The organism is Dactylosporangium sp. NPDC050688, assembly GCF_040654515.1.
In the GTDB taxonomy this organism is placed as follows: Bacteria; Actinomycetota; Actinomycetes; order Mycobacteriales; family Micromonosporaceae; genus Dactylosporangium.
On the sequence record NZ_JBFAIC010000028.1, the window covers coordinates 1 to 19,581 of the forward strand.

20 protein-coding genes and 1 pseudogene are annotated in these 19,581 nt (G+C 69.3%); 9 read left to right on the forward strand and 12 right to left on the reverse strand.

The window, feature by feature from the left end; translation table 11 throughout:
• Positions 1–92 (forward strand): annotated as a pseudogene (locus AB0H83_RS25370) (DNA-binding response regulator); the annotation flags it as partial.
• Between the two features lie 72 nt (positions 93–164).
• On the opposite strand, the gene katG reads toward AB0H83_RS25370, so the two are convergent.
• The gene (gene katG / locus AB0H83_RS25375; protein WP_360098519.1) at positions 165–2,435 is read right to left on the reverse strand and encodes a catalase/peroxidase HPI; all 2,271 of its coding nucleotides are present in this window, start codon (positions 2,433–2,435) and stop codon (positions 165–167) included.
• A 23-nt stretch (positions 2,436–2,458) separates the two neighbouring features.
• Positions 2,459–2,887, reverse strand: coding sequence for a Fur family transcriptional regulator (locus tag AB0H83_RS25380; protein WP_360098521.1), 429 nt, complete (start codon positions 2,885–2,887; stop codon positions 2,459–2,461).
• Positions 2,888–3,186: 299 nt separating this feature from the next.
• Here AB0H83_RS25380 and AB0H83_RS25385 point away from each other — a divergent pair, with 299 nt between their 5' ends.
• The 3 genes from AB0H83_RS25385 (at position 3,187) to AB0H83_RS25395 (ending at position 5,658) form a co-directional block, all read left to right on the forward strand.
• The gene (locus tag AB0H83_RS25385; protein WP_360098523.1) at positions 3,187–4,131 is read left to right on the forward strand and encodes an acyltransferase domain-containing protein; all 945 of its coding nucleotides are present in this window, start codon (positions 3,187–3,189) and stop codon (positions 4,129–4,131) included.
• 55 nt (positions 4,132–4,186) lie between these two features.
• The gene (locus AB0H83_RS25390) at positions 4,187–5,188 is read left to right on the forward strand and encodes a hypothetical protein (protein ID WP_360098525.1); all 1,002 of its coding nucleotides are present in this window, start codon (positions 4,187–4,189) and stop codon (positions 5,186–5,188) included.
• Between the two features lie 80 nt (positions 5,189–5,268).
• On the forward strand, positions 5,269–5,658 hold the full coding sequence (locus AB0H83_RS25395) for a peptidoglycan-binding domain-containing protein (protein ID WP_360098527.1): 390 nt from the start codon (positions 5,269–5,271) through the stop codon (positions 5,656–5,658).
• A 104-nt stretch (positions 5,659–5,762) separates the two neighbouring features.
• On the opposite strand, the gene AB0H83_RS25400 is transcribed toward AB0H83_RS25395, so the two are convergent.
• A complete protein-coding gene (locus tag AB0H83_RS25400) occupies positions 5,763–6,335 on the reverse strand; it encodes a DoxX family protein (RefSeq protein WP_360098529.1) in 573 nt (190 codons plus the stop codon).
• 1,003 nt (positions 6,336–7,338) lie between these two features.
• On the opposite strand from AB0H83_RS25400, the gene AB0H83_RS25405 reads away from it, so the two are divergent.
• Positions 7,339–7,815 (forward strand): hypothetical protein, encoded by a 477-nt coding sequence (locus tag AB0H83_RS25405; RefSeq protein ID WP_360098531.1) that lies wholly within the window; start codon positions 7,339–7,341, stop codon positions 7,813–7,815.
• 198 nt (positions 7,816–8,013) lie between these two features.
• On the opposite strand, the gene AB0H83_RS25410 is transcribed toward AB0H83_RS25405, so the two are convergent.
• The 5 genes from AB0H83_RS25410 to AB0H83_RS25430 all read right to left on the reverse strand — a co-directional run bounded on the left by AB0H83_RS25410 (position 8,014) and on the right by AB0H83_RS25430 (position 12,175).
• Complete coding sequence (locus tag AB0H83_RS25410; RefSeq protein ID WP_360098533.1) at positions 8,014–8,445, reverse strand: hypothetical protein; 432 nt, start codon at positions 8,443–8,445, stop codon at positions 8,014–8,016.
• A gap of 163 nt (positions 8,446–8,608) precedes the next feature.
• Complete coding sequence (locus AB0H83_RS25415; protein WP_360098535.1) at positions 8,609–8,950, reverse strand: hypothetical protein; 342 nt, start codon at positions 8,948–8,950, stop codon at positions 8,609–8,611.
• Between the two features lie 199 nt (positions 8,951–9,149).
• Positions 9,150–9,575 carry a DUF4259 domain-containing protein gene (locus AB0H83_RS25420; RefSeq protein WP_360098537.1) on the reverse strand — a complete coding sequence of 142 codons (426 nt, stop codon included), beginning with the start codon at positions 9,573–9,575 and terminating at the stop codon, positions 9,150–9,152.
• Positions 9,576–9,777: 202 nt separating this feature from the next.
• A complete protein-coding gene (locus tag AB0H83_RS25425) occupies positions 9,778–10,302 on the reverse strand; it encodes a hypothetical protein (RefSeq protein ID WP_360098539.1) in 525 nt (174 codons plus the stop codon).
• Between the two features lie 313 nt (positions 10,303–10,615).
• Positions 10,616–12,175 carry a hypothetical protein gene (locus tag AB0H83_RS25430; protein ID WP_360098541.1) on the reverse strand — a complete coding sequence of 520 codons (1,560 nt, stop codon included), beginning with the start codon at positions 12,173–12,175 and terminating at the stop codon, positions 10,616–10,618.
• A 330-nt stretch (positions 12,176–12,505) separates the two neighbouring features.
• Between AB0H83_RS25430 and AB0H83_RS25435 the strand changes: the two genes are divergently transcribed.
• Positions 12,506–13,099, forward strand: coding sequence for a class I SAM-dependent methyltransferase (locus AB0H83_RS25435; protein ID WP_360098543.1), 594 nt, complete (start codon positions 12,506–12,508; stop codon positions 13,097–13,099).
• 139 nt (positions 13,100–13,238) lie between these two features.
• Complete coding sequence (locus tag AB0H83_RS25440; protein WP_360098545.1) at positions 13,239–13,880, forward strand: SIMPL domain-containing protein; 642 nt, start codon at positions 13,239–13,241, stop codon at positions 13,878–13,880.
• Positions 13,881–13,920: 40 nt separating this feature from the next.
• On the opposite strand, the gene AB0H83_RS25445 is transcribed toward AB0H83_RS25440, so the two are convergent.
• Together AB0H83_RS25445 and AB0H83_RS25450 are read right to left on the reverse strand one after the other, a co-directional pair.
• Positions 13,921–14,796: a hypothetical protein gene (locus AB0H83_RS25445; RefSeq protein WP_360098547.1), complete on the reverse strand. Its 876-nt coding sequence runs from the start codon at positions 14,794–14,796 to the stop codon at positions 13,921–13,923.
• A gap of 427 nt (positions 14,797–15,223) precedes the next feature.
• A complete protein-coding gene (locus AB0H83_RS25450) occupies positions 15,224–15,811 on the reverse strand; it encodes a TetR/AcrR family transcriptional regulator (protein ID WP_360098549.1) in 588 nt (195 codons plus the stop codon).
• 117 nt (positions 15,812–15,928) lie between these two features.
• Between AB0H83_RS25450 and AB0H83_RS25455 the strand changes: the two genes are divergently transcribed.
• The gene (locus AB0H83_RS25455; RefSeq protein WP_360098551.1) at positions 15,929–16,789 is read left to right on the forward strand and encodes an SDR family oxidoreductase; all 861 of its coding nucleotides are present in this window, start codon (positions 15,929–15,931) and stop codon (positions 16,787–16,789) included.
• Positions 16,790–16,825: 36 nt separating this feature from the next.
• Positions 16,826–17,140 carry an aldehyde dehydrogenase family protein gene (locus tag AB0H83_RS25460; RefSeq protein ID WP_360098553.1) on the forward strand — a complete coding sequence of 105 codons (315 nt, stop codon included), beginning with the start codon at positions 16,826–16,828 and terminating at the stop codon, positions 17,138–17,140.
• A gap of 107 nt (positions 17,141–17,247) precedes the next feature.
• On the opposite strand, the gene AB0H83_RS25465 is transcribed toward AB0H83_RS25460, so the two are convergent.
• Together AB0H83_RS25465 and AB0H83_RS25470 are read right to left on the reverse strand one after the other, a co-directional pair.
• On the reverse strand, positions 17,248–17,952 hold the full coding sequence (locus tag AB0H83_RS25465; RefSeq protein ID WP_360098555.1) for a leucine-rich repeat domain-containing protein: 705 nt from the start codon (positions 17,950–17,952) through the stop codon (positions 17,248–17,250).
• Between the two features lie 239 nt (positions 17,953–18,191).
• A complete protein-coding gene (locus tag AB0H83_RS25470; protein ID WP_360098557.1) occupies positions 18,192–19,421 on the reverse strand; it encodes a serine protease in 1,230 nt (409 codons plus the stop codon).
• Positions 19,422–19,581 lie beyond the last annotated feature (160 nt).

Consider the following 19,581-nt stretch of genomic DNA (forward strand, 5'->3'; position numbering starts at 1 on the left):
AGAACTACGTCTCCAGCCTCCTGGCAAAACTCGGCCTGGAGCGACGCACCCAGGCCGCCGTGCTCGCCTCCCGGCTCCTCGGCAAGCACTGACCCCGGCACGGTACGACGACGGACGGGCCCGGCCGATCATGATCGGCCGGGCCCGTCCGCTTACCGCTGGGTTCAGACGAGGTCGAAGTGGTCCAGCTCCATGACCTTCGTCCATGCCGCGACGAAGTCCTGCACGAACTTCTCGCGGGCGTCCTCGCTGGCGTAGACCTCGGCGAGGGCGCGCAGCTGGGAGTTGGAGCCGAAGATGAGGTCGACCGCGGTGGCGGTCCACTGCACCTTGTCCGTGGCCAGGTCACGGATCTCGTAGACGTGCTCCTCGGACTCCGACGCCTTCCACCGGGTGCCCGGGGAGAGCAGGTTGGCGAAGAAGTCGTTGGTGAGCACGCCGGGCCGGTCGGTGAGGACACCGTGCTGGGTGCCGCCGACGTTGTTGCCCAGCGCGCGCAGGCCGCCGACGAGGACGGTCATCTCCGGCGCGGTCAGGTCCAGCATGTACGCGCGGTCGACGAGCAGGATCTCCGGCTGGGTCTTCTCACCGGGGCGCAGGTAGTTGCGGAAGCCGTCGGCGCGCGGCTCCAGGACGCGGAACGACTCGACGTCGGTCTGCTCCTGCGAGGCGTCGGTGCGGCCCGGGTGGAACGGCACGGTCACCTCGACACCCGCGTCGCGGGCGGCCTTCTCGACCGCGGCCGAGCCGGCCAGGACGATGAGGTCGGCGATCGAGATCTGCGCGCCGCCGGCCGCGTTGAACTCGCCGCGGATCGCCTCGAGCCGCTCGATGACCTCGGCGGTGCCCGCGTTGACCGCCCAGCTGCGCTGGGGCTCCAGGCGCAGGCGGGCACCGTTGGCGCCGCCGCGCTTGTCGGTGGAGCGGAAGCTCGCCGCGGACGCCCACGCGGTCGACACCAGCTGCGCGGTGGTCAGGCCGGACTCCAGGACCTTCGCCTTGAGCGCGGCGACGTCGGCCTCACCCACGAGCTCGTGGTCGACGGCCGGCACCGGGTCCTGCCACAGCTGCGCCTCGGGCACCCACGGGCCGAGGAAGCGGCTGACCGGACCCATGTCGCGGTGCAGCAGCTTGTACCAGGCCTTGGCGAACGCGAGCGCGAACTCGTCGGGGTTCTCCAGGAAGCGGCGGGAGATCTTCTCGTACGCCGGATCCACCCGCAGCGACAGGTCGGTCGTGAGCATCGTGGGCTTGTGCTTCTTCGACGGGTCGTGCGCGTCGGGGATGATCGCCTCGGCGTCCTTGGCGACCCACTGCTTCGCACCACCGGGGCTGGTGGTGAGCTCCCACTCGTAGCCGAAGAGGATCTCGAAGAAGCGGTTGCTCCACTGGGTCGGCTGGTCGGTCCACGTCACCTCGAGACCGCTGGTGATCGTGTCACCGCCCTTGCCGCTGCCGTGGCTGCTGAGCCAGCCGAGGCCCTGCGCCTCCAGCGGCGCCGCCTCGGGCTCCGGGCCGACGTGGTCGTCGGCGACGCCCGCGCCGTGCGTCTTGCCGAAGGTGTGGCCGCCGGCGATGAGGGCGACGGTCTCCTCGTCGTTCATCGCCATCCGGCCGAAGGTCTCGCGGATGAAGTACGCCGCCGCGAGCGGGTCGGCGTTGCCGAGGGGGCCCTCGGGGTTGACGTAGATGAGGCCCATCTCGGTCGCGCCGACCTCGGGCGCCATCTCGGCGGCGCCGACGTAGCGCTCGTCGCCGAGCCAGGTGTCCTCGGGGCCCCAGAAGATCTCCTCGGGCTCCCACACGTCCTCACGGCCGAAGGCGAAGCCGAAGGTCTTGAAGCCCATCGACTCCAGCGCCACGTTGCCGGCGAGCACCAGCAGGTCGGCCCAGGAGATCTTCTGGCCGTACTTCTGCTTCACCGGCCACAGCAGGCGGCGGGCCTTGTCGAGGTTGGCGTTGTCGGGCCAGCTGTTGAGCGGGGCGAAGCGCTGCCCGCCGTCGCCGGCGCCGCCGCGGCCGTCGTGGATGCGGTAGGTGCCCGCCGCGTGCCAGCTCATCCGGATCATCAGGCCGCCGTAGTGGCCGAAGTCGGCCGGCCACCAGTCCTGCGAGGTGGTCAGGACCTCGGTGATGTCCCGCTTGATCGCCTCGACGTCGAGCTTCTGGAACTCCTTGGCGTAGCTGAACTCCGGCCCGAGCGGGTTGCCCTTGGACGAGTGGGCGTGCAGCACCGACAGGTCGAGCTGGTTGGGCCACCAGTCACGGTTGCCGCGCGGGCGGCCACTGGTCTTCCGGGTGGGCGAGTCGATCGCCGGGTTCTCGCTCTCGCTGCCGTGCGCGGTCACGGAGTCGTGCGCGACCGGGCAGCCGGCCGCGACCTTCTCCTCCACGCCCTGTGCGCTGACTGGTGCATTGTCCTGGGTGTCGCTCATCAGTTTCCTTCCGAACTGGCGGATCAGTGCGAGGTGGGTTCGGTCGCACAGTCGGGGCAGGTGCCCCAATACACGACTTCCGCCTCGTCGACCACGAAGCCGTGATCGTCCGAGGCGGTCAGACAGGGAGCGTTGCCGGTGGCGCATTCGACATCGGCGATCACGCCGCAGGAACGGCACACGACGTGGTGGTGGTTGTCCCCCACCCGGGACTCGTAGCGGGCGGTCGCACCGGCGGGCTCGATACGCCGCACCAGCCCGGCGTCGGTGAGCGCCCGCAGAACATCGTAGACCGCCTGGTGGGAGACCGTCGGATGATCCGCGCGGACCAGCGCGATCACCGTGTCGGTGTCGACGTGCGGGTGATCGCGCAGCGCGGCGAGCACCGCCAGTCGAGGCCGGGTCACGCGCAACGAGACCGCACGCAACTGCGCCTCGAAGTCCAACGTCACACGATCAACATATGCCACGAGTCTGGAATAGTTCAAGTTTTCAGCCGGTACGCCGGAGAAAATCACCCGCAGCGGGTTTGCCCAGCTCAGAGGGGGGCGCGGAGCCCTGCCACCGGCGTGTCGCGGGCTGCGGCCCGGGATGAACACCCGATGAAGGTTGCGACCTGGACGACCGGCAGCCGGCCCCTCCGGAGGTGGTGCGGCGCGTCACGGCCGGCCTCCAGGCGCAGGGTCTCACGCGCCTGCCCGCCGGCCGCACGGACACGCCGGGGCCCGCACCGGCCGGTAAGGTCATCGGCGTGGATCTTTCCGACATCGCCGCACGGCTCGGCGTGCACGTCGAGGACGTCGAGCGCGTCGACCGGCTCGCCGCCGACCGGCCGTCGGCGCCGCTGCCCGCCAAGGACGACGCCCCGGCGATCCTGGAGCGGCTCGCGGTGCGGCCCGACGACGCCGCCGAGATCATGGAGGGCTGGCCCGACCCCGGCTCGCCGCTGTGGACGCCTGAGCTGCGCTGGCTGCTCGACCGGACCATCGCCCTGGTCCGCGCCGACCTCGGCGGGTACACCTGGCTGGTGCCCGGCCCGGAGCTGCCCCGCGACCGGGGACCCGCCTGGCGGCACCTCTACGTGTACGCGTACCTGGCCCTGGTCGACGTCGTCACGGCGTACCACCGCGACCACGGCATCGACCCGGCCGTCACCTGGGCGACCCTGGCCGACCTGGGCCGCAACCTGGCCGTCGACCGCCGGATGCAGCGCGAGGGCTGGCCGGTCATGCAGAGCTGGCTGACCCTGCACGTGCGCGGCGGCCTGTACCACCTGGGCCGGCTGCAGCACCAGCGCGGCGACACCGCCATCGACCTGCACATCCCCGAGGAGGGCCCACTGAGCCCGGCGGCGGTCACCGCGTCGCTCGACGAGGCCCGCGCCTTCTTCCCGCGCCACTTCCCCGACGAGCACTACACGGCGTTCGCCTGCGGCTCGTGGCTGCTCGACCCGCAGCTGCTGGAGTACCTGCCCGAGGACTCCAACATCGTGCGCTTCCAGCGACGGTTCGAGCTGGACCCGTACGAGGAGCCCGAAGGCCTGGACGCCGACGTGGAGGTGCTGCGCTTCGCCTTCCGCAGCCTGACCACGCCCCTGGACCGGCTGCCCCGCGGCACCGGCCTGCAGCGCGCCGTCATCGACCACCTCCAGGCAGGCCGCCACTGGCAGTGGCGCCGCGGCCGCTTCCCCCTGTAGCGGCCTCGCACGGGCCCTGCGGGGGCGCTCGGCGGCGGTAGGCTCGCGCATGCCTATGGATGAGACGCTGGGCGTGCCGGCGCACCCCGGCGGGATCGTCGTCGACCGGCCCGAGCTGCGCGTCGGAGTCGTGCAGGCGGTGTCCCGGCCCACCGGCCTGGAGCTCGAGCTGATCGCCAGGCAGCCCCTCGACCGGCGCAGCGCCACCGAGCGGCAGGCGGACATCCGCGCGGGCCGCCCCGGGCCGGCACCGGCGCCGCGGCGGCTGTTGCCGCAGTTCGACGAGGGCATGGACCTGCGGGTCGGCTGGCTCGACAGCACCGGCCGGACCCGCTGGACGTTCGGCTCGCGCTCGATGCGCAGCGGCGATCACTTCGGCGGCACCACAGGGCCGAGCCTGCGCACCGTGCTGCGGTTTCCGCCGCTGTACGACCACGCCTCCGTCGTCCTCGCCTGGCCGGAGATCGGGTTCCCGGAGACCGTCCTCGAGCTGGACCTGCCGGACCGGGCCACGGTCGAGCGCGACACCGTGTCGGTGTGGGACGCGCCGGTCGACGCGGCACCCGTACCGGCGGACCTGCGGCACATCGCCGACCCGGCGTGGCTCGACGAGCCGGAAGTCGAGGCGGGGCGCATCGTCGCGGCGCCGCGGGTGCTGAGCCGCGGCGACGGGGCTGTGGTCGTGCTGTCCCGGCTCACCGCGGTCGGTGCCGCCCTGTCGCTGCAGCTGCGCAGCATGCTCGACGGTCCGCTGGCGGAGGCCGCCGGCGCCGCGATGGCCGACCCGGCGCGGCACCGGCCCGGCCGCACCGACGACCCCGAGCAGCTGCGGGCCGGCGGTCCCGGCGCCGCCGTCGCGGTGGTGCACGGCCGCGACGCGGTCTGGGCCAGGTCGCAGGGCGGCACGGGCGGCGCGGGCGACCGCACGTTCCGCGCCGCGACGGAGTCCACCGCGGCGCACCCCGGCGGCAACGTGCTCGATCTGCTGGTGGCGTGGCCGGCCGCGGGGCTGCCCGACGTCAAAGTGCGGGTGCCCCTCGGCGAGCAGGACGTTTGACAGCGCCGGGGGCGATCGGCCAGGATCACGGCAGGGCAGATGATCACGTGTTGGACAGCGACTGAAGGAGTCGACCGACCATGCGCAAGCTCACGGTGCGCCGGAGCATCGCCCTAGCCTCGACCTTCGCAGCACTCGCCGTCGGCATCGCCGTGCTGCCCAACAGCTCGGCGTCTGCGGCGTACGCATGCCACTACGCATGGGACGCCGCCACGGGCTACTGGTACGCCGGCTACTACTCCGGCAACACCGTCCAGCCCACGGCGAGCGGCGTCTCCACCGCCGGCATCGAGGCCCAGTGCCTGCTGAAGCGGTACGGCTTCACCCCCGGCCCCGGCACCATCGACGGCGTCTTCGGCCCGAAGTCCCAGGCCGCCGCGAAGGCGTTCCAGCAGGGCGTGAACGCGGGCCTCGTCGCCGACGGCAAGATCGGCCCCGCCTCCTGGCCGGTGCTGCGCCGCCAGCCCTGACCGCTCCCGCTGCGCACCGCCCGGCGCCCACCCCGGCCGCCGGGCGGTTCACTGCGCTCTGGCATCGAGGGGGAAACTGAGCGCAGGGGTATCTCTGGTGGGTCTCAGAACTGCGTGTGGGTCATCGTGTACCAGGTCGGCGCGAACGTCGTCAGGGCCATCACGATGAGCACCGCGAGTGACGTCAGTACGCGCCGGGTGGTGACGGGGGTGGGCTCGACGGGCCGCAGGCTGAACCGGCCCGCGGCGATGAACGCGGCGACGCCGCCCAGCAAGATGTTGGCGGGCACCAGCGCGGACTCGCCGCGGAGGATGTGGAAGCCGGCGGCCATGATCATGGTCAGCGCGAGGCCGCAAGCGGCGAGCGGGACCAGCTTCGGCTTGACCCGGGTGATGGCCGGCAGGATCAGGCCGATGCCGCCGAGCACCTCGCAGACCCCGATGAAGACGATGAGCGGCTGCGGCACCGCCGCGTACCACGCGACGGCCCGGGGCGCCTCCGCGTACAGGGTGGCGTCGACCAGCAGCACCTTGCCGAAGCCACTGCCGGCGAAGAAGAAGCCCCACAGGATCTGCAGCGTCCACAGCACCCCGTTGAGGGTCACCCGCACCTTGCGCTCACTGCGCGCCGGCGTCGTCGACGTGCCGGACAGGGCCGTGCTGGCATTCGCGTTCATGGTGTAGCTCCTTGGCAATTCGTGCATGTCGCTGACAGGAGACAGCTGACCACCGAAGTGCCGGGACGCGCGCCGTGCGTGGGACACCGTGGGACACCCGAGACGAGCCCGACCTGCGCGAACACGACCTCGTACCGTCGCTGCAGACTGGGACGGTGGCAGGCGGGCTTTGCCACCCCACGCAAGGGTGCGAGGACCGGCCGGCATCCTCGCACCCTCTTTCGAAGAGCGGGTCGCCGCCGACCGGGAGTGGCCTCTCGGCCCAGAACACCCCTCACCACCGCGGTGGCCAACGCCCCGCGACTGTGGAGGGCCGAAGGCTGAAGAAAGCAGACGCCGATCGTGCGCGGCGGCCCGCCAGCGATCGTCACGCCCTGTAGGCCGCTGTTGGTGCCTGATCTTCGGTCGCTGCGCGCACGTAACCGATGAGCGCTCACGTGATCAGAGGGTGACCCCGGACTGCGATCATGCCATCAGGCGCGCCTGACGCTGGTAAGGAGTAGTGCAAGCCCCGGTGGCCGCGGTCGGACGTAGATAACCTGCTGGACCTTCCTACGCAGGACAGTTACGGGCACAACCAACTCGCTGGAATGCTTCAATTCCTGGAGTACCTCCAGCAGAGGAACCCGGACAGGGAGGGCCCCGCCAATCGATCACGGCTACAAGTAAACACGACACGAGACGAGTGAGCCGCCACGTATGACCGCGTGCAGGGACAGCGCACAGGCGCTCGCTCGTGCCACGAACGGCGCGGCAGCCCGGACCACACCGCCACCCAAGCCGAACCTGACAACGTTCCGCCCAAGGCGAGCAGCCACTACAAGATTCCGTGCACTGTCATGCCCCCGATCGAGCGCGCAGCCCGTCCGGCGCTCGTCACACGCCGTAGCCTCGCCTTGCCCGGGCGCAGGCCGCTGGCCGGTGAGCGCTCGTGCCGATGTGCGTACATCCGCTGGCCACGTCGTCCGCGCGGAATGGCGCCGCAGGCGGATATCATCGTCGCGTGGACGATGACAGTCTCGTGGCCGCGGCCCGAGACCTGGTCACGCGGCCGTTCCCCGCTGATGGTCCCAGCAGCGGGTCGTGGCTCGTCGGCGAGACCGAGTCCGTGCCAGGCGGCCACTTCGCGCCGATCGCTTCGAGCCCGAGTCTGTACGAGACGCCGGCCGACGACGACGGCACGATCGGCGACATCTACGAGCGGGTGTACACCGACCTCAAGAGTCGGCGCCAGCGGGCAGCCGACGCGCTGGCGGCGATCTGGGGTCCGCCGCAGTCGGACTCGTTCGCGGCGGAGCTCGAACGGTTCTGGGCCGATCACGAAAGCCTCTCGCCGTTTGAGTACGACTTGGCCCTGTTCGCCGGCGAGGAGCCGTTCCCGTCCTGGCGACGCCACGACCGGCTGGTGGCGCTGCTCCTGGGGCAAATGGACAAGGAGTTCCCGATCGTCCTGACGCTGGCCGTCCTCGCCCGTCCGTGACGCTGCTGCCCCAGGGCTCACGCCGGCGATGCCACCACCACGGATTCTGGCATCCGGATCTGCCGCAGGTCTCGCGCTGCGGCTCGGCGGTGACCGTCACGCTGCGTACGCCGTCCCGGCGGCAGGCTCTGCGGGGCATGCGCGTGCTCGTGCCGATGTGCGGATAGAGATCGCACGATCACGGTCGCCCGGCGGTCATCAATTGCCGGGGAGGTTTTGATCCCGGTACCGCTGGAAACCATGCCAACCGGCGGCTTCGCCCCGAGCGCCGGTCAAGAACTCGCCGGTGGAGAGGTCGAGCGCTCGCCCACCCACCGAGGCAGCGATTTGCGCGATTGCGGTGAGAACGTCATCGCCACTGCCGCGCACGTGCAACATGATCGAATCGACGGGATCCTTCGAGCCGATGTTGAGTTCGATGCTCCAAGTCGGACCGTCCAAACGGCCCCACGCGGGATCGGACAGGTCGAGACCGCGGACGCTGTCATGTAACCGCTGCCTGATGGCCGGCCCGGCGCCCAGCGGCGGCGGCCTGAAGCCCTGCGGGATCTGATCGACCGACGTAGCGTCGGATGGCGCGTCGAAGATGAAGACGTCCCAACTCACGGCACCCCCGGTGTGCTCGCGCAACCTCGGCAGCTTACGGCTGCTGGCATCGAACGTGCGGCCGCCTTCCGCTCATGCCGCGACCTGCGCAGTTTGCCATGAGTGCCTGGAAGGTATGCGCGCGTGCCCCGGACGCGTTGGCTCCGCGGCCGGCGGGTCCGGGGCGAGCGTTGTCCGCTCCGGGGTGCTACGGCTCAATGGTCAGGCGGGAGCCGAGAATCTCGATCGGGCCGGGACCGTCCATTCGCAGCCAGGTCAGGACGTTGCGGTTGTTGTGATGGTGCAGCAGATGGTGGACCTGCTCAGGCCAGGGGCCGTCCTGCGGCAACTGCAGCGCCGTGAACTCGTCGATGAAGTCGTTCCAGGACCCCGAGGTATCCATCTGGATGTGGAGCACATCCTGGAGGACCAGTACGACGGTGTCCATGCCGTCGTCGGCGACCAGCGTGATCCGCACGGCGCTGGCCGAGCATGCGGCGATGACGGCGATGTCACGCAGGAAGTACCCCCGAAACCGCTCAAGGTCCACATCTCACCCCGTCCTGACCCGGTGGCCGTCCGCGAGCGGCGCCGTTGGATCTGGACCACGGCCGGACTTCGACGTCTGCCGCGTCTACCCGTCGAAGACCACATGCCGCGCCAGCTACATACTGTGCTCTCGGCGGTATGGCGGTCGGGAGGGACATCCGTCGTATCGCCGAAGGTCTCGACGGCCCGATGCAGCCCTGTCAGGCTGCGGCCCGCTCAAGCGTTGCGCGGACAGCGCGCAGTGCGTCGACGGCCTCCGCGTACCTGCCGGCGTCTTGCCATAGGTCGTGCCATTCCGAGTTGTCACCGAAGATCCGGTGCAACGCGCGCAGTGCAAGGAGCGGGATGTCGGCGGGAATGTCGAGCGTTCCGCCGTCCAGCAAGAAGTCCGGCGCGTACGCCGTTACGAGCGGTTGCCCGCCCGGCAGTTGGGAGGCAACCACTGCGGCAGCGGCGATCGCTCGATCGGCCAACGGGTTGTCAAGGTACGTGTCGCTCTCGTCCACGACGGCGCTCAACGTGGCACGGATGAGCGGCAGCCGCTGGTCACTGACGGCATCGTGCAGATCGCCGCTCCAGTCGGCGGCAGTGTCATTGTTGAATGGTCCAACGTCCCACGTGCCCATGGGTGCCTCCGGCAATCACGTAGCAATGACCTGGCGATGATCGCATCTGGGCTGGATAACGCCGCTACTCATCGGTTTGCCGCGCCGTCGCCAACCTTAGCCGAACGACAACGGAGTCGCGGCGATCGGCACGCAACCCAAGGTCAGGTGAGCTGCCATGCCGCCGTTGGTGCGCGGTCGCGGCGGGGTCGACCGTGGCTGGTCACGGACCGTCAACAGCTCGCCGTGGCCGACGCTTCCTGTCCTGCCGATGAGCGGGCGTCTTGCGATGCTCTTCCAGTCGGGCCGTGTCGAGTTCTGCGTAGCCCTGCTCGTTGGGCAGCGGTTGATGTGCCAGCTCGATAGCGTAGGTGTCGGTCATATCAAGGTCCGCGACTGCTCGTACGGCGGCCGTGTGTTCTCCTCGCGCCCGAAGCAGGCGCACGAGGAAGTACAGGGCGGTCTTGTCACCGCGCTCAGCACGCTGACGCAGTTCTCCATCGCGGCTGTCCTCGAACAGGAACCGGTCCAAGCGGCGCCGTGCGTGCACATCCACTTCCCCCCGATCGGCCAACTCACTGAACAGCCGGGCCTTCACGAGCAGTTCCATGTGCCACAGGTGTGCGTTGTGCCGGTGATGGTCGTGGCTGTAGCACTCGGCGTACTCACTGACCAGGGCAATCGCTGTGGCCCAGTCACCACGCGCTTCAGCCGCCTCCGCCGATGCTTGGTCGAACTGCGACATCACCGCGCCAGTATGACGTCCGGCCGTGGTCGGCGCCGCCGCCCCCTAGAACCGGACGTGCGCTGCCAGCCGCATCCGGCTCAAGCAAGCCCCGAAGGGCGGTTCAGGTGCGTGAAGATGCCGGTTCCTTGCTGTCCGTACCGGTACTGGTCCGGCGTTGGCAATAGGTGTGGATGAGGCGGGTTTCGTTCGGCGTGCCGTCCTGCCCGCGTGCGATGATGAGTTGCCTGGTGATCGCTTTGCGGGTGGTGCGGTGCCACTGTTGCCATTCCTCGGGGGTGTGTCCCGTTCCGGTGGGCGGGAGGCGGCGTCATCCTCACCGCAGCAAAGTCCACATCTGCGGCTCGGGCAGGGACGGGTTCGCTGCTGCAGATTCGGCGAGTTCCGGATGGTCGAGCAGTGCGACGATACGGTCCGCAGGCAGCCGCGGGCATGCGGCCATCGCCCGCCGGACCACAGGTTCTGGGTCTGCGATGAGCTGGTCGACGTGGTCCGGTAGCACGTCCGGGTCGAGCGCGACAAGGGCCCGCGTGGCCGGGGCGGAATCGCCGGCAAGCCGGGACAGACCCGTGCGCGGGAAGTTGGGGAGGAGCGGCAACCGATGCCGCGAGCAGCTTCGATGCTCGCGGAACACCCGCAGGAGCAGTTCGGGCGGGGCCTCCGGGTGATGGTGCGCGAGCCTGACGCGTACGCCCGGGTCGTTGTCATCAGCGAGCGCGGCGACCACCGTGGCGGGCAGACGCGGGTCCTGGGCGGCCCGCCGGCGTAGCAGCGGGTTGACCGAGCGGGCCCACGCCTCGCTCTGCCGCACAGAGTCCGTGGGTGGCTGGTCGCCGCCGTACCCGTAGGGCAGGGACTCGGTCGAATCGATACGGATGTCGGCCCGCTGCTCCTCACTCAGCCCGGGGTGTACGGACACCGTGGTGCGTACCTCCAGGTCCGCGTCCACGGCCAGCCGGGCGAGCTGATCGGCGGTGAGATCCACACGCTCGGCGGCCCGCCGCCGAACCTGTGCCTCAGGGTGAGCGATCAGCCCTGCTACCACGCTGTTCGGCACGTTCGGATTGACCGCCAGTTCCGCCAAGGCGTGCGGATCACCCTCGGCGATCAGATCGTCTACCAGCGCGCGGGAAAGCCGCATCGTGGAGAGGATGTGGCGTACCTCGTAGCCGTTGCCTTGCACGTCGGCCCGCTCCACCTCGCGGGCGGAGCGGGCCATCAGGTCGTCCACCAGTTCGGTCGCCGCGCCCCGCACCTCGGCGGATTCGTCCAGCAGCAGCGCCTGGACGGCCTCGTGATCGGGGTCACCGTGCGGGAATCGGAAGAAGCCCAGCAGGGCACGCCGGATGACCGGTTCCGGATGGCGCTGCACCGTGCCGATCCGGCGTCGGTCCCGGGAGATGAGTTCCGAGACCTCGCCCGCCAGTTCCTCCGGAATCATCAATCCACGGACCCACTGCTTGTGCAACCGGTCCAGCTCCACGACCACGAGCGGGTCCGGCACGGGCAGCGGCAGGCTCCGATCCGAGCGGAGCCGGTGGACCACGTCGGTGTTCGGGTCGTCGGCCAGCAGGAGCCGGACCTTCGGATCGACCCGGCGGTTGGCGGCCAGCGCTGCGCGGATCCGCGGATGGGGGTGGCGCAGCATCGCCTCGATCAGCGGCGCGGCGAGTGCCCGGCGCCGGAATGCGGCGGGCACCGCCTCCGGCCGGGCCAGGAGCAATTCCAGGAGCACCGGCACGGGCGCGGCCGGGTTGGCGGCGAGCCCGCACAGCGCAGCGGTCTCGGTGCGGCTGTCGAGCCAGGCATCCGGATCGAGGTGCAGCACCTGCCGAGAAGCGGGTTCAGCCGGTCCAAGCCATTCGCAGCGATTCACGAAAGGTCACCATAGCAGCCATATTCGCAGGTCACATGAGCTCTTCGCCCGAGTGACCATGCCCTCCCGGCCGGTTTAGACTGATCATGGCGTCACAATTACGCCTGGCGACAGCACCCGCGGCCAGCAATGACAAACGATGACGTAGCAGTCGCAGCGGCGTCGTTGCTTGCTGGGGTCGCCGCCCACGCGGAAGCCGAGCGGTCGCAAGCCTTGATCAGGTACACGGAGTAGCCGCGATGCGCGTGTCGACCGCCCCGCTGTAGGCGAGCGGAGCCGATAAGCGCGCAGCTCCGCCCTGCGACCCAGCCGGCATGGCAGGGTCCGTCCATGGGCGATAACGGAAGCGCGATCTGGGACACGTATGCTGCGACGTTCGATGAGGAGCCAGACCATGGTCTTCGAGACCCGTCCGTCCGCAGTGCCTGGGCTTCCCTCCTGGCATCCGTTCTTCCCGTTGCCCCGGTACCGGTTGTCGACCTCGGCTGTGGAACGGGCAGTTTGACGACGTTGCTGGCCGAAGCCGGACATCATGTATACGGCTTGGACGCATCCTCAAATATGCTCAAGGTGGCGCGTCACAAAGCGGCACACCACGGTGTAGCGGTGTCACTGATTCGTGGCGATGTGAGCCGACCGCCGTTCGCGCTCGGCTCGTTCGACGTGGTTCTGGTACGGCACGTGCTGTGGGCGGTCCAGGATCCCGAAACGACGCTTGCGCGGTGGATTGGGCTCCTTCGACCGCAGGGGAGGCTCGTCCTTATCGAAGGCCGGTGGGCAACGGGTGCTGGACTGTCGGCGGCAGAGTGCACCTCGCTGGTGCGGCGTCACGGCCGGAAGGCCGAGCTGCGGCTCTTGGACGAGGACCCGCTTTGGGGCAAGACGATCACCGACGAGCGCTATCTGTTACTGAGCCGGCAATGATGACCGCCGAAGCTGAGGCGCCCGCCGGTATCCGCTCATGCTGCAATCCGTTTGCGGCGCAGTGTTATCCGCTGCTGGGGAGCGTCCCACTGACGGATGGGGCGGCGGAGTGGGGGCCGATCTGGTTGGATCGGCGGTCATGCAGATGGTGGAACGTCCATGGGGGATCAGCGCGTTCGGCGCCGCGAGTGTGAAGGCGGTGCCGGATCTGGTGCGCGTGCGGTTCAAGATCGTACGGTTGGAGCAGGCGCCGGCCGCTGCGTTCGAGGCGGCGCGCGCAGCTGTACGGGCCGTGCGTGGCGCGTTGCGCGAGCATGGGATCGTCGATGCGGCGGTTGAGGGTTCGCGGCTGGACCTGAGGACGGCGACGGAGTTCGTGGACGGGTCACGGAAGTTCGTCGGCTACCAGTGCCAGGCTGCTTTTGCGGTGGAGTCCGGTGCGCTGGACGATGTCGAACCGTTGCTGGTCGCCATTGTCGCGGCCGGCGCCAACGAGATCGAGGGCGTCGACTTCGACGTCATCGGCAAGCGCGAACTGCGGGCCGAGGCTCGGCGCAAGGCGGTGGCCGCGGCCCGCGCGAAGGCCGACCTGTATGCCGAGGCTGCCGGTGTTCGTATCGGCGCGGTCGTGCACATTGAGGACGTGGACCCGGAGCAACCGGGCGCTGCCCGCTACCGCAGCCACGCCGAGGCCGCCGCGACGACGGCCCAGGACCTCGCCCCAGGCCACATCGTCGTCTCCGCCGCAGTGATCCTTGGTTACGCTGTGGCCCGCGACTGACCACGTGTGCCAACGCCGACCCTCAAGGTCACGCGCGTACTCATGCCACCACGAAGTCGTCGGTGACTGGCAGCGTGTCCGACCAGTCGCGGAGGTTGAGCCGAGCGGCCGCCGAACACAACAGTCGCCGGCCGATCTCGGATCCGGCGCCGGGGTCGGCCGCGTCGAGCAGGGCGAGCTCCTGCCACACCAGCCGCACCGGTCCCGCCCCGGTGAGGTCGATGTCGGTACCGGTCTCGAAGTCGGCCGGCGACCATGCGGCCCGCGGGTCGATCGCCGCCAGGGCGGCGCGCTCGTCCGCGGTGGACGCGTGGACCTCGACGGACAGCGCGGGCGATTGGTGATAGCTCAGCGCGACGCAGGCGGCGGGGCCGTCGACCGTCAGGCGCGCCACGGCGTCCGGGATCAACGTGACCAGGGCGTCCTCGACGGCCCGGCATGCCACGTCGAGGTCGAACCCGGCCGGCGGCCGCTCGTAGCGCACTTCAGACCCGCGGCCCATGACCTCGACGAGGCGGACCAGGCCGTCGTCGTCGTGTTCGGCCGTCAACGTTGAACATGGCCGACCGTTGTGCTCGATCTCGACACGGCTGATCCGCCCATGGGCGTACGTGTACGACTCTCGCCCCGAGCCGCGCCGCGCGACGGTGTCAGCCGAGCGCATCAGCCCGCCCACGAAGCTGTACTCGTGTAGGTAGATGGGCCCGTCCGTGTCGAAATGCGCCGCCTCCACCACGTCGCTGCCGTGGCGGACGAACGTCTCGTAGTACAGGCGGCCGCGCAGAAAGCCGGAGTACTCCTCGGTCACCACCGCGCGGCCCTCGGCGTCGAAACCGATCCGCAGGACATCCCGGTCCGCCGGCGGTCGCGTGTCCAGCCTGCGGCCAGGCTTGAGCAGGTCCCGTTCGAAGTGCAACGGACGCAGATCCAGGCCCGGCCAGCTGTACCAGTCCCAGCGCTCGACGAGCGCGGTCGCCGCCCGCTTGCGGGCGCCGTATTCGCCAGCGGATCGGTGGGTTGGGTAGGTACCACGTGCCGAACTGGCGGCGCGGTTCAGGTCGAGCGGTCCACGCGAGGTATGACGGCGTCGATGGGTTGAGTCGTGGCTGTTCTGAGCCTCGTACCAGTCAGCGACGTTGAAGACGCAATGACAGCTGCTGCAGATCGCATCGCCGAGCAGCCACTACAAGATCCCGTGCGCGCTCATGCCACTGGCGGATCAGGGCATGCCGTGCAGCAGGTCGTTGGTTGTCGGGGGATGAACTCGGCGATGGCGAGCCGATGACGTCCGCGCGGATCTCACCACTTTTCTGACCATAGTCGTCGAGTCCGCTGGTCGCCGGTCATGCGTGCCGGCTCTTGCCGGCGATCATGTCGACGAGGGTGTCGGTGAGGTCTTCGGCGGAGACGCCTCCCCACTTCGGGTCGGTGAGCTGGCCGCTGGCCTCCAGGCCGGCAATCCCGTTCGCGCTGCTGATGAGCAGGGCTGCGTATCGGCGGGCGTCCTGCTCGCCGACCAGGTCGGCGACGACGGCCAGAAACTCGGTCTGGCTTCGCTGGGCGGCACGGGCGAGTGCTGTGGGGTCGCCGGGCGGGTTGCTGAACATGAGCTTGTAGAGGTGTGGCTGAAAGCGGCCGATGTCGATGAGTGCAATGAGACCGCCGCGTATTTTCTCGGCGGCCGACAGGCCCGGTTCCGCGCGAAGGGCTTGCATGCGGTCTCCGAGCGTGTCCCATGCCCGGGTCCCGACGGCGATCAGCAGGCTCTCCTTGTCGAGGAAGTGCCGGTAGGGCGCTCCGCGAGTCACTCCGGCGCGCGCCCCCACCGCGCGCAGCGTCACGGCGTCGAGGCCACCGGAATCGAGCAGCTCAGCGGCCGCGTCGAGCAGGGCGCGGCGCGTGGCAGCGGCTGATTCGGCACGGCTGGTCACGCGGACGATTCTAGCCCACTTGTGATGACTAAGTCACTTGAACCAGTTGACGCTGTCATCTCATTGCCGCACACTCAAGAGATGACAGCGTCATCTGAAACTCGGGAACTTGTGATCGTGTCCGGGGCGTCGACCGGCATGGGCGCGGCCACCGCGCGGGAACTGGCTCGGCGCGGCTTCCATGTCCTCGCCGGCGTACGGCGCGACAGCGACCGGATGCCCCTGCGGGCCAAGGGCATCGAGCCGGTGATCCTCGACATCACCGACCCCGACCACATCGCCGCGCTCGCCGCACGTGTCGAGCGGGGTCCGCGGCCGCTGCGGGCGCTGGTCAACAACGCCGGCATCCCTGGCGCCGGCCCGGTCGAAGTGATGCCGCTCAGCGAATGGCGGCGCATCTTCGAGGTGAACCTCTTCGGCCACGTCGCCGTCACCCAGGCCCTGCTTCCCGCGCTGCTACGCGACAAGGGACGCGTCGTCAACATCAGTTCCCTCAACGGCAAGATCTCCATGGCCGGCTACGGACCGTACGCCGCCAGCAAGTTCGCGATGGAGGCGATGAGCGACGCGCTGCGCAACGAGCTGGCCCCCCACGGTGTGCAGGTGGTGGTGGTCGAACCGGGCGGCGTCAAAACCGAGATGTCCCGCGTCGGCCTCGCCGCCCTCAGCCGCCTCGACGACGGGATGACGCCCGAGCAGAACGCGCGCTACGGCGCTCTGATGCGGGCAATACCCTCCCACGTGGCGGCGTTCACCAAGGCCGGCGTGACCTCCGACGTCGCCGCGAAGAGGATCGCCAAAGCGGTAACCGACGGCAGGCCCCGCACCCGTTACACCATCGGCGCGACGGCTGCCTTCCTCATCCGGGCTTCCCGCATCCTTCCCGACCGGATGCTCGACCGGATGACGACCTCCGACCTCCGCAAGCACTACCCGGCCGAGAACCGTGGCCGCACGACCGCGACACGTACCGACTGACCGAAACAACTGCCGGAAAGAATCGAGAGAACGACAATGTCGACCACCAGCACCGCCCGTAATCTGATCAACGGCGAGTGGAGCTACACCGGCTCGGTCCACGAGTCGATCGACCCCTTCACCGGTGAGGTCGTCGGAGCCTACGTCTCCGCGGGCCGAGCCGAGGCGCAGGTCGCGATCGCTGCCGCACGCTCCACCTTCGACACCACTGGCTGGTCACGCGACCCGTCCCTGCGGTCGCGGGCACTGAACGAACTGGCTGCCCGGCTCGTCGAAGACGTCTTGCGAGCGGCAGCCGCCCAGGACGGCACACACGGCCGGACCGACCGCTTCACTTACCAGCTCGCGTAGCGCTGTAAGGATGGCCTGGCAACCGGCGTGGCCGCGATCCGCGTGCTTCGGGCTCCCCGATTCGATGTGATTTCGCCCTGCGGATACCCGGGCGCCGAGCGGGTCCTTCAGATACCTCGGGCCCGCGGCTGGGCAAGATCAGTGCCGCCGTGGTGCGGGGTCTTGACATAGCCGGAGTGGCCCGGCGGGATCGCCGCCAGACACGCTGCGGAGCAGGCGTTGACAAGCAGCGGCAGCACGTCGGTGGCCACGCCGAGGGAGATCCAGGCCTGGTGCAGTTCGCTGTCGACCGGTTCCCCGCACACGCTGCACGCGTTGACCCTGTCAGCGCCCCACACTCCGGGGTCGAGCTGCCTGAAGTCGGCCTCGGTCGCGGTGGTCAACGGCCTCAGGCTCGGAAACGGCGGCCGGTGCTTGAAGTTGCCGTACAGCGCGCGGGTGCTGACGGTACTGTCCCGGAGCCGGGTGCACCTGGTCAGCTCGTACGGATACCAGTGCAGGCGGTGCGAGGTGTACGGCTCGAACACCTCAAGGCTGGCCATCGCCCCGATCTCGGGCGGGATTCGAACCAGGTTGGTGCCGTACAGGACGAGGTGTTCGACCTTGGTCAGGGTCGCGATCGTCGGTGGCAGGGTGACGATCTGCCGGCGCTCCTCGGCGCTGAGCTCGACGAAAGGCTTGAAGACGGTCCTACCGTCGGCCGCCGCCTCCTCGATGAGCATCAGGAGGTGCCGCCAGCCTTCGCTTGCGGTGTCCTGCCGCTCGGCATGGAAGGTCACCCGCGCCGGTCGCGTCTCGACCGAATGACCCACGCACCGGCACCGGTCCCGGTCTGGTACTCGACCCGACGGCCCGACAGCATCGGCGAACCGGTTGGTGAACACGCGCGGCTCGGTCTCGTTGTCACCCATGGCGCAGGAGCCTATCCACGCCGCGCCTCAATGTCCTGCTCTCCGCCGGCCTGCCTCCATCACGTGCGTAGCTGCAGGGCCGACAATGCCCGGGCGGGCCAAGCGGGCGCCGCGCTGTCGGGCGCCCGCTTGGCGGGGGGTCAGCCGTTGTTGTCGATCAGGCTGGCGATCTCGTTGTAGATGAGGTGGGCCTTGGCGCCCTGGTTCGCCGGGCAGCCGCCGAGGTGGTGCAGGGCGACCACGCGGTGGGCGCTGCTCAGCACCGGCGAGCCGGAGTTGCCGCCCGAGGTGTCGCAGCTGTAGCTGATGTTGTACGTGTTGTAGTTCGCGTTGCTCACCGCGCAGGTCGGGCCGTTCTGCGTGTTCTCGAAGATCGACAGTCGCTTCGGGCTGCCGTCGCCGTGGCCCGGGATGTAGATGCGCGTGCCGGCGGTGGTGGCGCTCGTCGCCAGGTACAGCGTGCCGAAGCTCTGGATGTTGGCGAAGTTGTTCACCGAGTACAGGGTGTAGTCCAGCTGGCTTGAGCCGCCGCTGCTCACCTTGTACAGGGTGGCGCCGCTGACCTTGGTGCCGGCTCCGGGGTTCCCGCCGCCGCATGTGGCGCACTGGTAGTTGAACTGCATCTCGCTGCCGCTGACGGCGGCCTGCGTTGAGAAGCAGTGCTTGTTCGTCAGCATTCGGTTGGTGTTGCCGACCCGCCAGGTGGTGCACAGCCCGCCGCCGCTGATCAGCAGCCGCGCCACGGCCCCGGCGCGGGCGTACTCGATGGGGTGGCTGTTCTGGTAGCAGACCACGTCGCGGCGGGCGTCGGTGCTGCAGACGGACATGATGGAGAAGTTGTACTGGGCGATCTCCGCCTGGTCGTAGCCCCGCCAGAAGCGGTCGACCGTGACGGCATTCGCGCGGGAAGCGCGCTTGCTGTGCACGGTCACTACCGCCGTGTCGCCCTCGACTGACATCGCCCAGAAGCCCGGCTGCCCGTCGGTCGTGTAGTCGGCGCCGGTGTCCCGGTTCAGGCTGCGGTCGTACCGGTAGCTTTCCCGGCCGTCAGGGCTCGACACGGTGACGTACTCGCCGCGAGCCAGCCGGAGGGCACTGATATGGACCTTGATGTAGGTCGCGCCGGGATGCGAGATGATCTGTGTGCGACCGGCGGCGGTATTGGACAGTGCGGCGCCGATGGTACGAAGCTCGCCGACCGTCGTGACGCCCTCCGCCGAGAACTGGTCCGATTCGGGTGCGCGCACGGAGTTCGGCGCGAGCGGCTGCAACTCGGCGTGGGCGGCCGGCGTCGGCAGCACGCTCAGCCCGAGCACGCAGGCACTGCCTGCGACTGCTGCGGTCCGCAGCCAGTGCAGTAGATGTCTCATCGTTCCTCCCCAGGAATCAGCACCTGTAGATGCTTTCCGCCTTCATACAGGAGGTCGTCACGACATACAAGAATGTCGATGCATTGGACATGCGCACAACGGGATAGCAATTTGCTCATACGACGTCGCGTGGACGCAGGCGGCGGAACAGGACGGCGGC

Bases quoted from the DNA above. Each gene is read 5' to 3' on its own strand.
- katG (WP_360098519.1), bottom strand. From the start codon at position 2,435: ATGAGCGACACCCAGGACAATGCACCAGTCAGCGCACAGGGCGTGGAG.
- AB0H83_RS25390 (WP_360098525.1), top strand. From the start codon at position 4,187: ATGGATGAGACGCTGGGCGTGCCGGCGCACCCCGGCGGGATCGTCGTC.
- AB0H83_RS25395 (WP_360098527.1), top strand. From the start codon at position 5,269: ATGCGCAAGCTCACGGTGCGCCGGAGCATCGCCCTAGCCTCGACCTTC.
- AB0H83_RS25400 (WP_360098529.1), bottom strand. From the start codon at position 6,335: ATGAACGCGAATGCCAGCACGGCCCTGTCCGGCACGTCGACGACGCCG.
- AB0H83_RS25420 (WP_360098537.1), bottom strand. From the start codon at position 9,575: ATGGGCACGTGGGACGTTGGACCATTCAACAATGACACTGCCGCCGAC.
- AB0H83_RS25435 (WP_360098543.1), top strand. From the start codon at position 12,506: ATGGGCGATAACGGAAGCGCGATCTGGGACACGTATGCTGCGACGTTC.
- AB0H83_RS25440 (WP_360098545.1), top strand. From the start codon at position 13,239: ATGCAGATGGTGGAACGTCCATGGGGGATCAGCGCGTTCGGCGCCGCG.
- AB0H83_RS25460 (WP_360098553.1), top strand. From the start codon at position 16,826: ATGTCGACCACCAGCACCGCCCGTAATCTGATCAACGGCGAGTGGAGC.
- AB0H83_RS25470 (WP_360098557.1), bottom strand. From the start codon at position 19,421: ATGAGACATCTACTGCACTGGCTGCGGACCGCAGCAGTCGCAGGCAGT.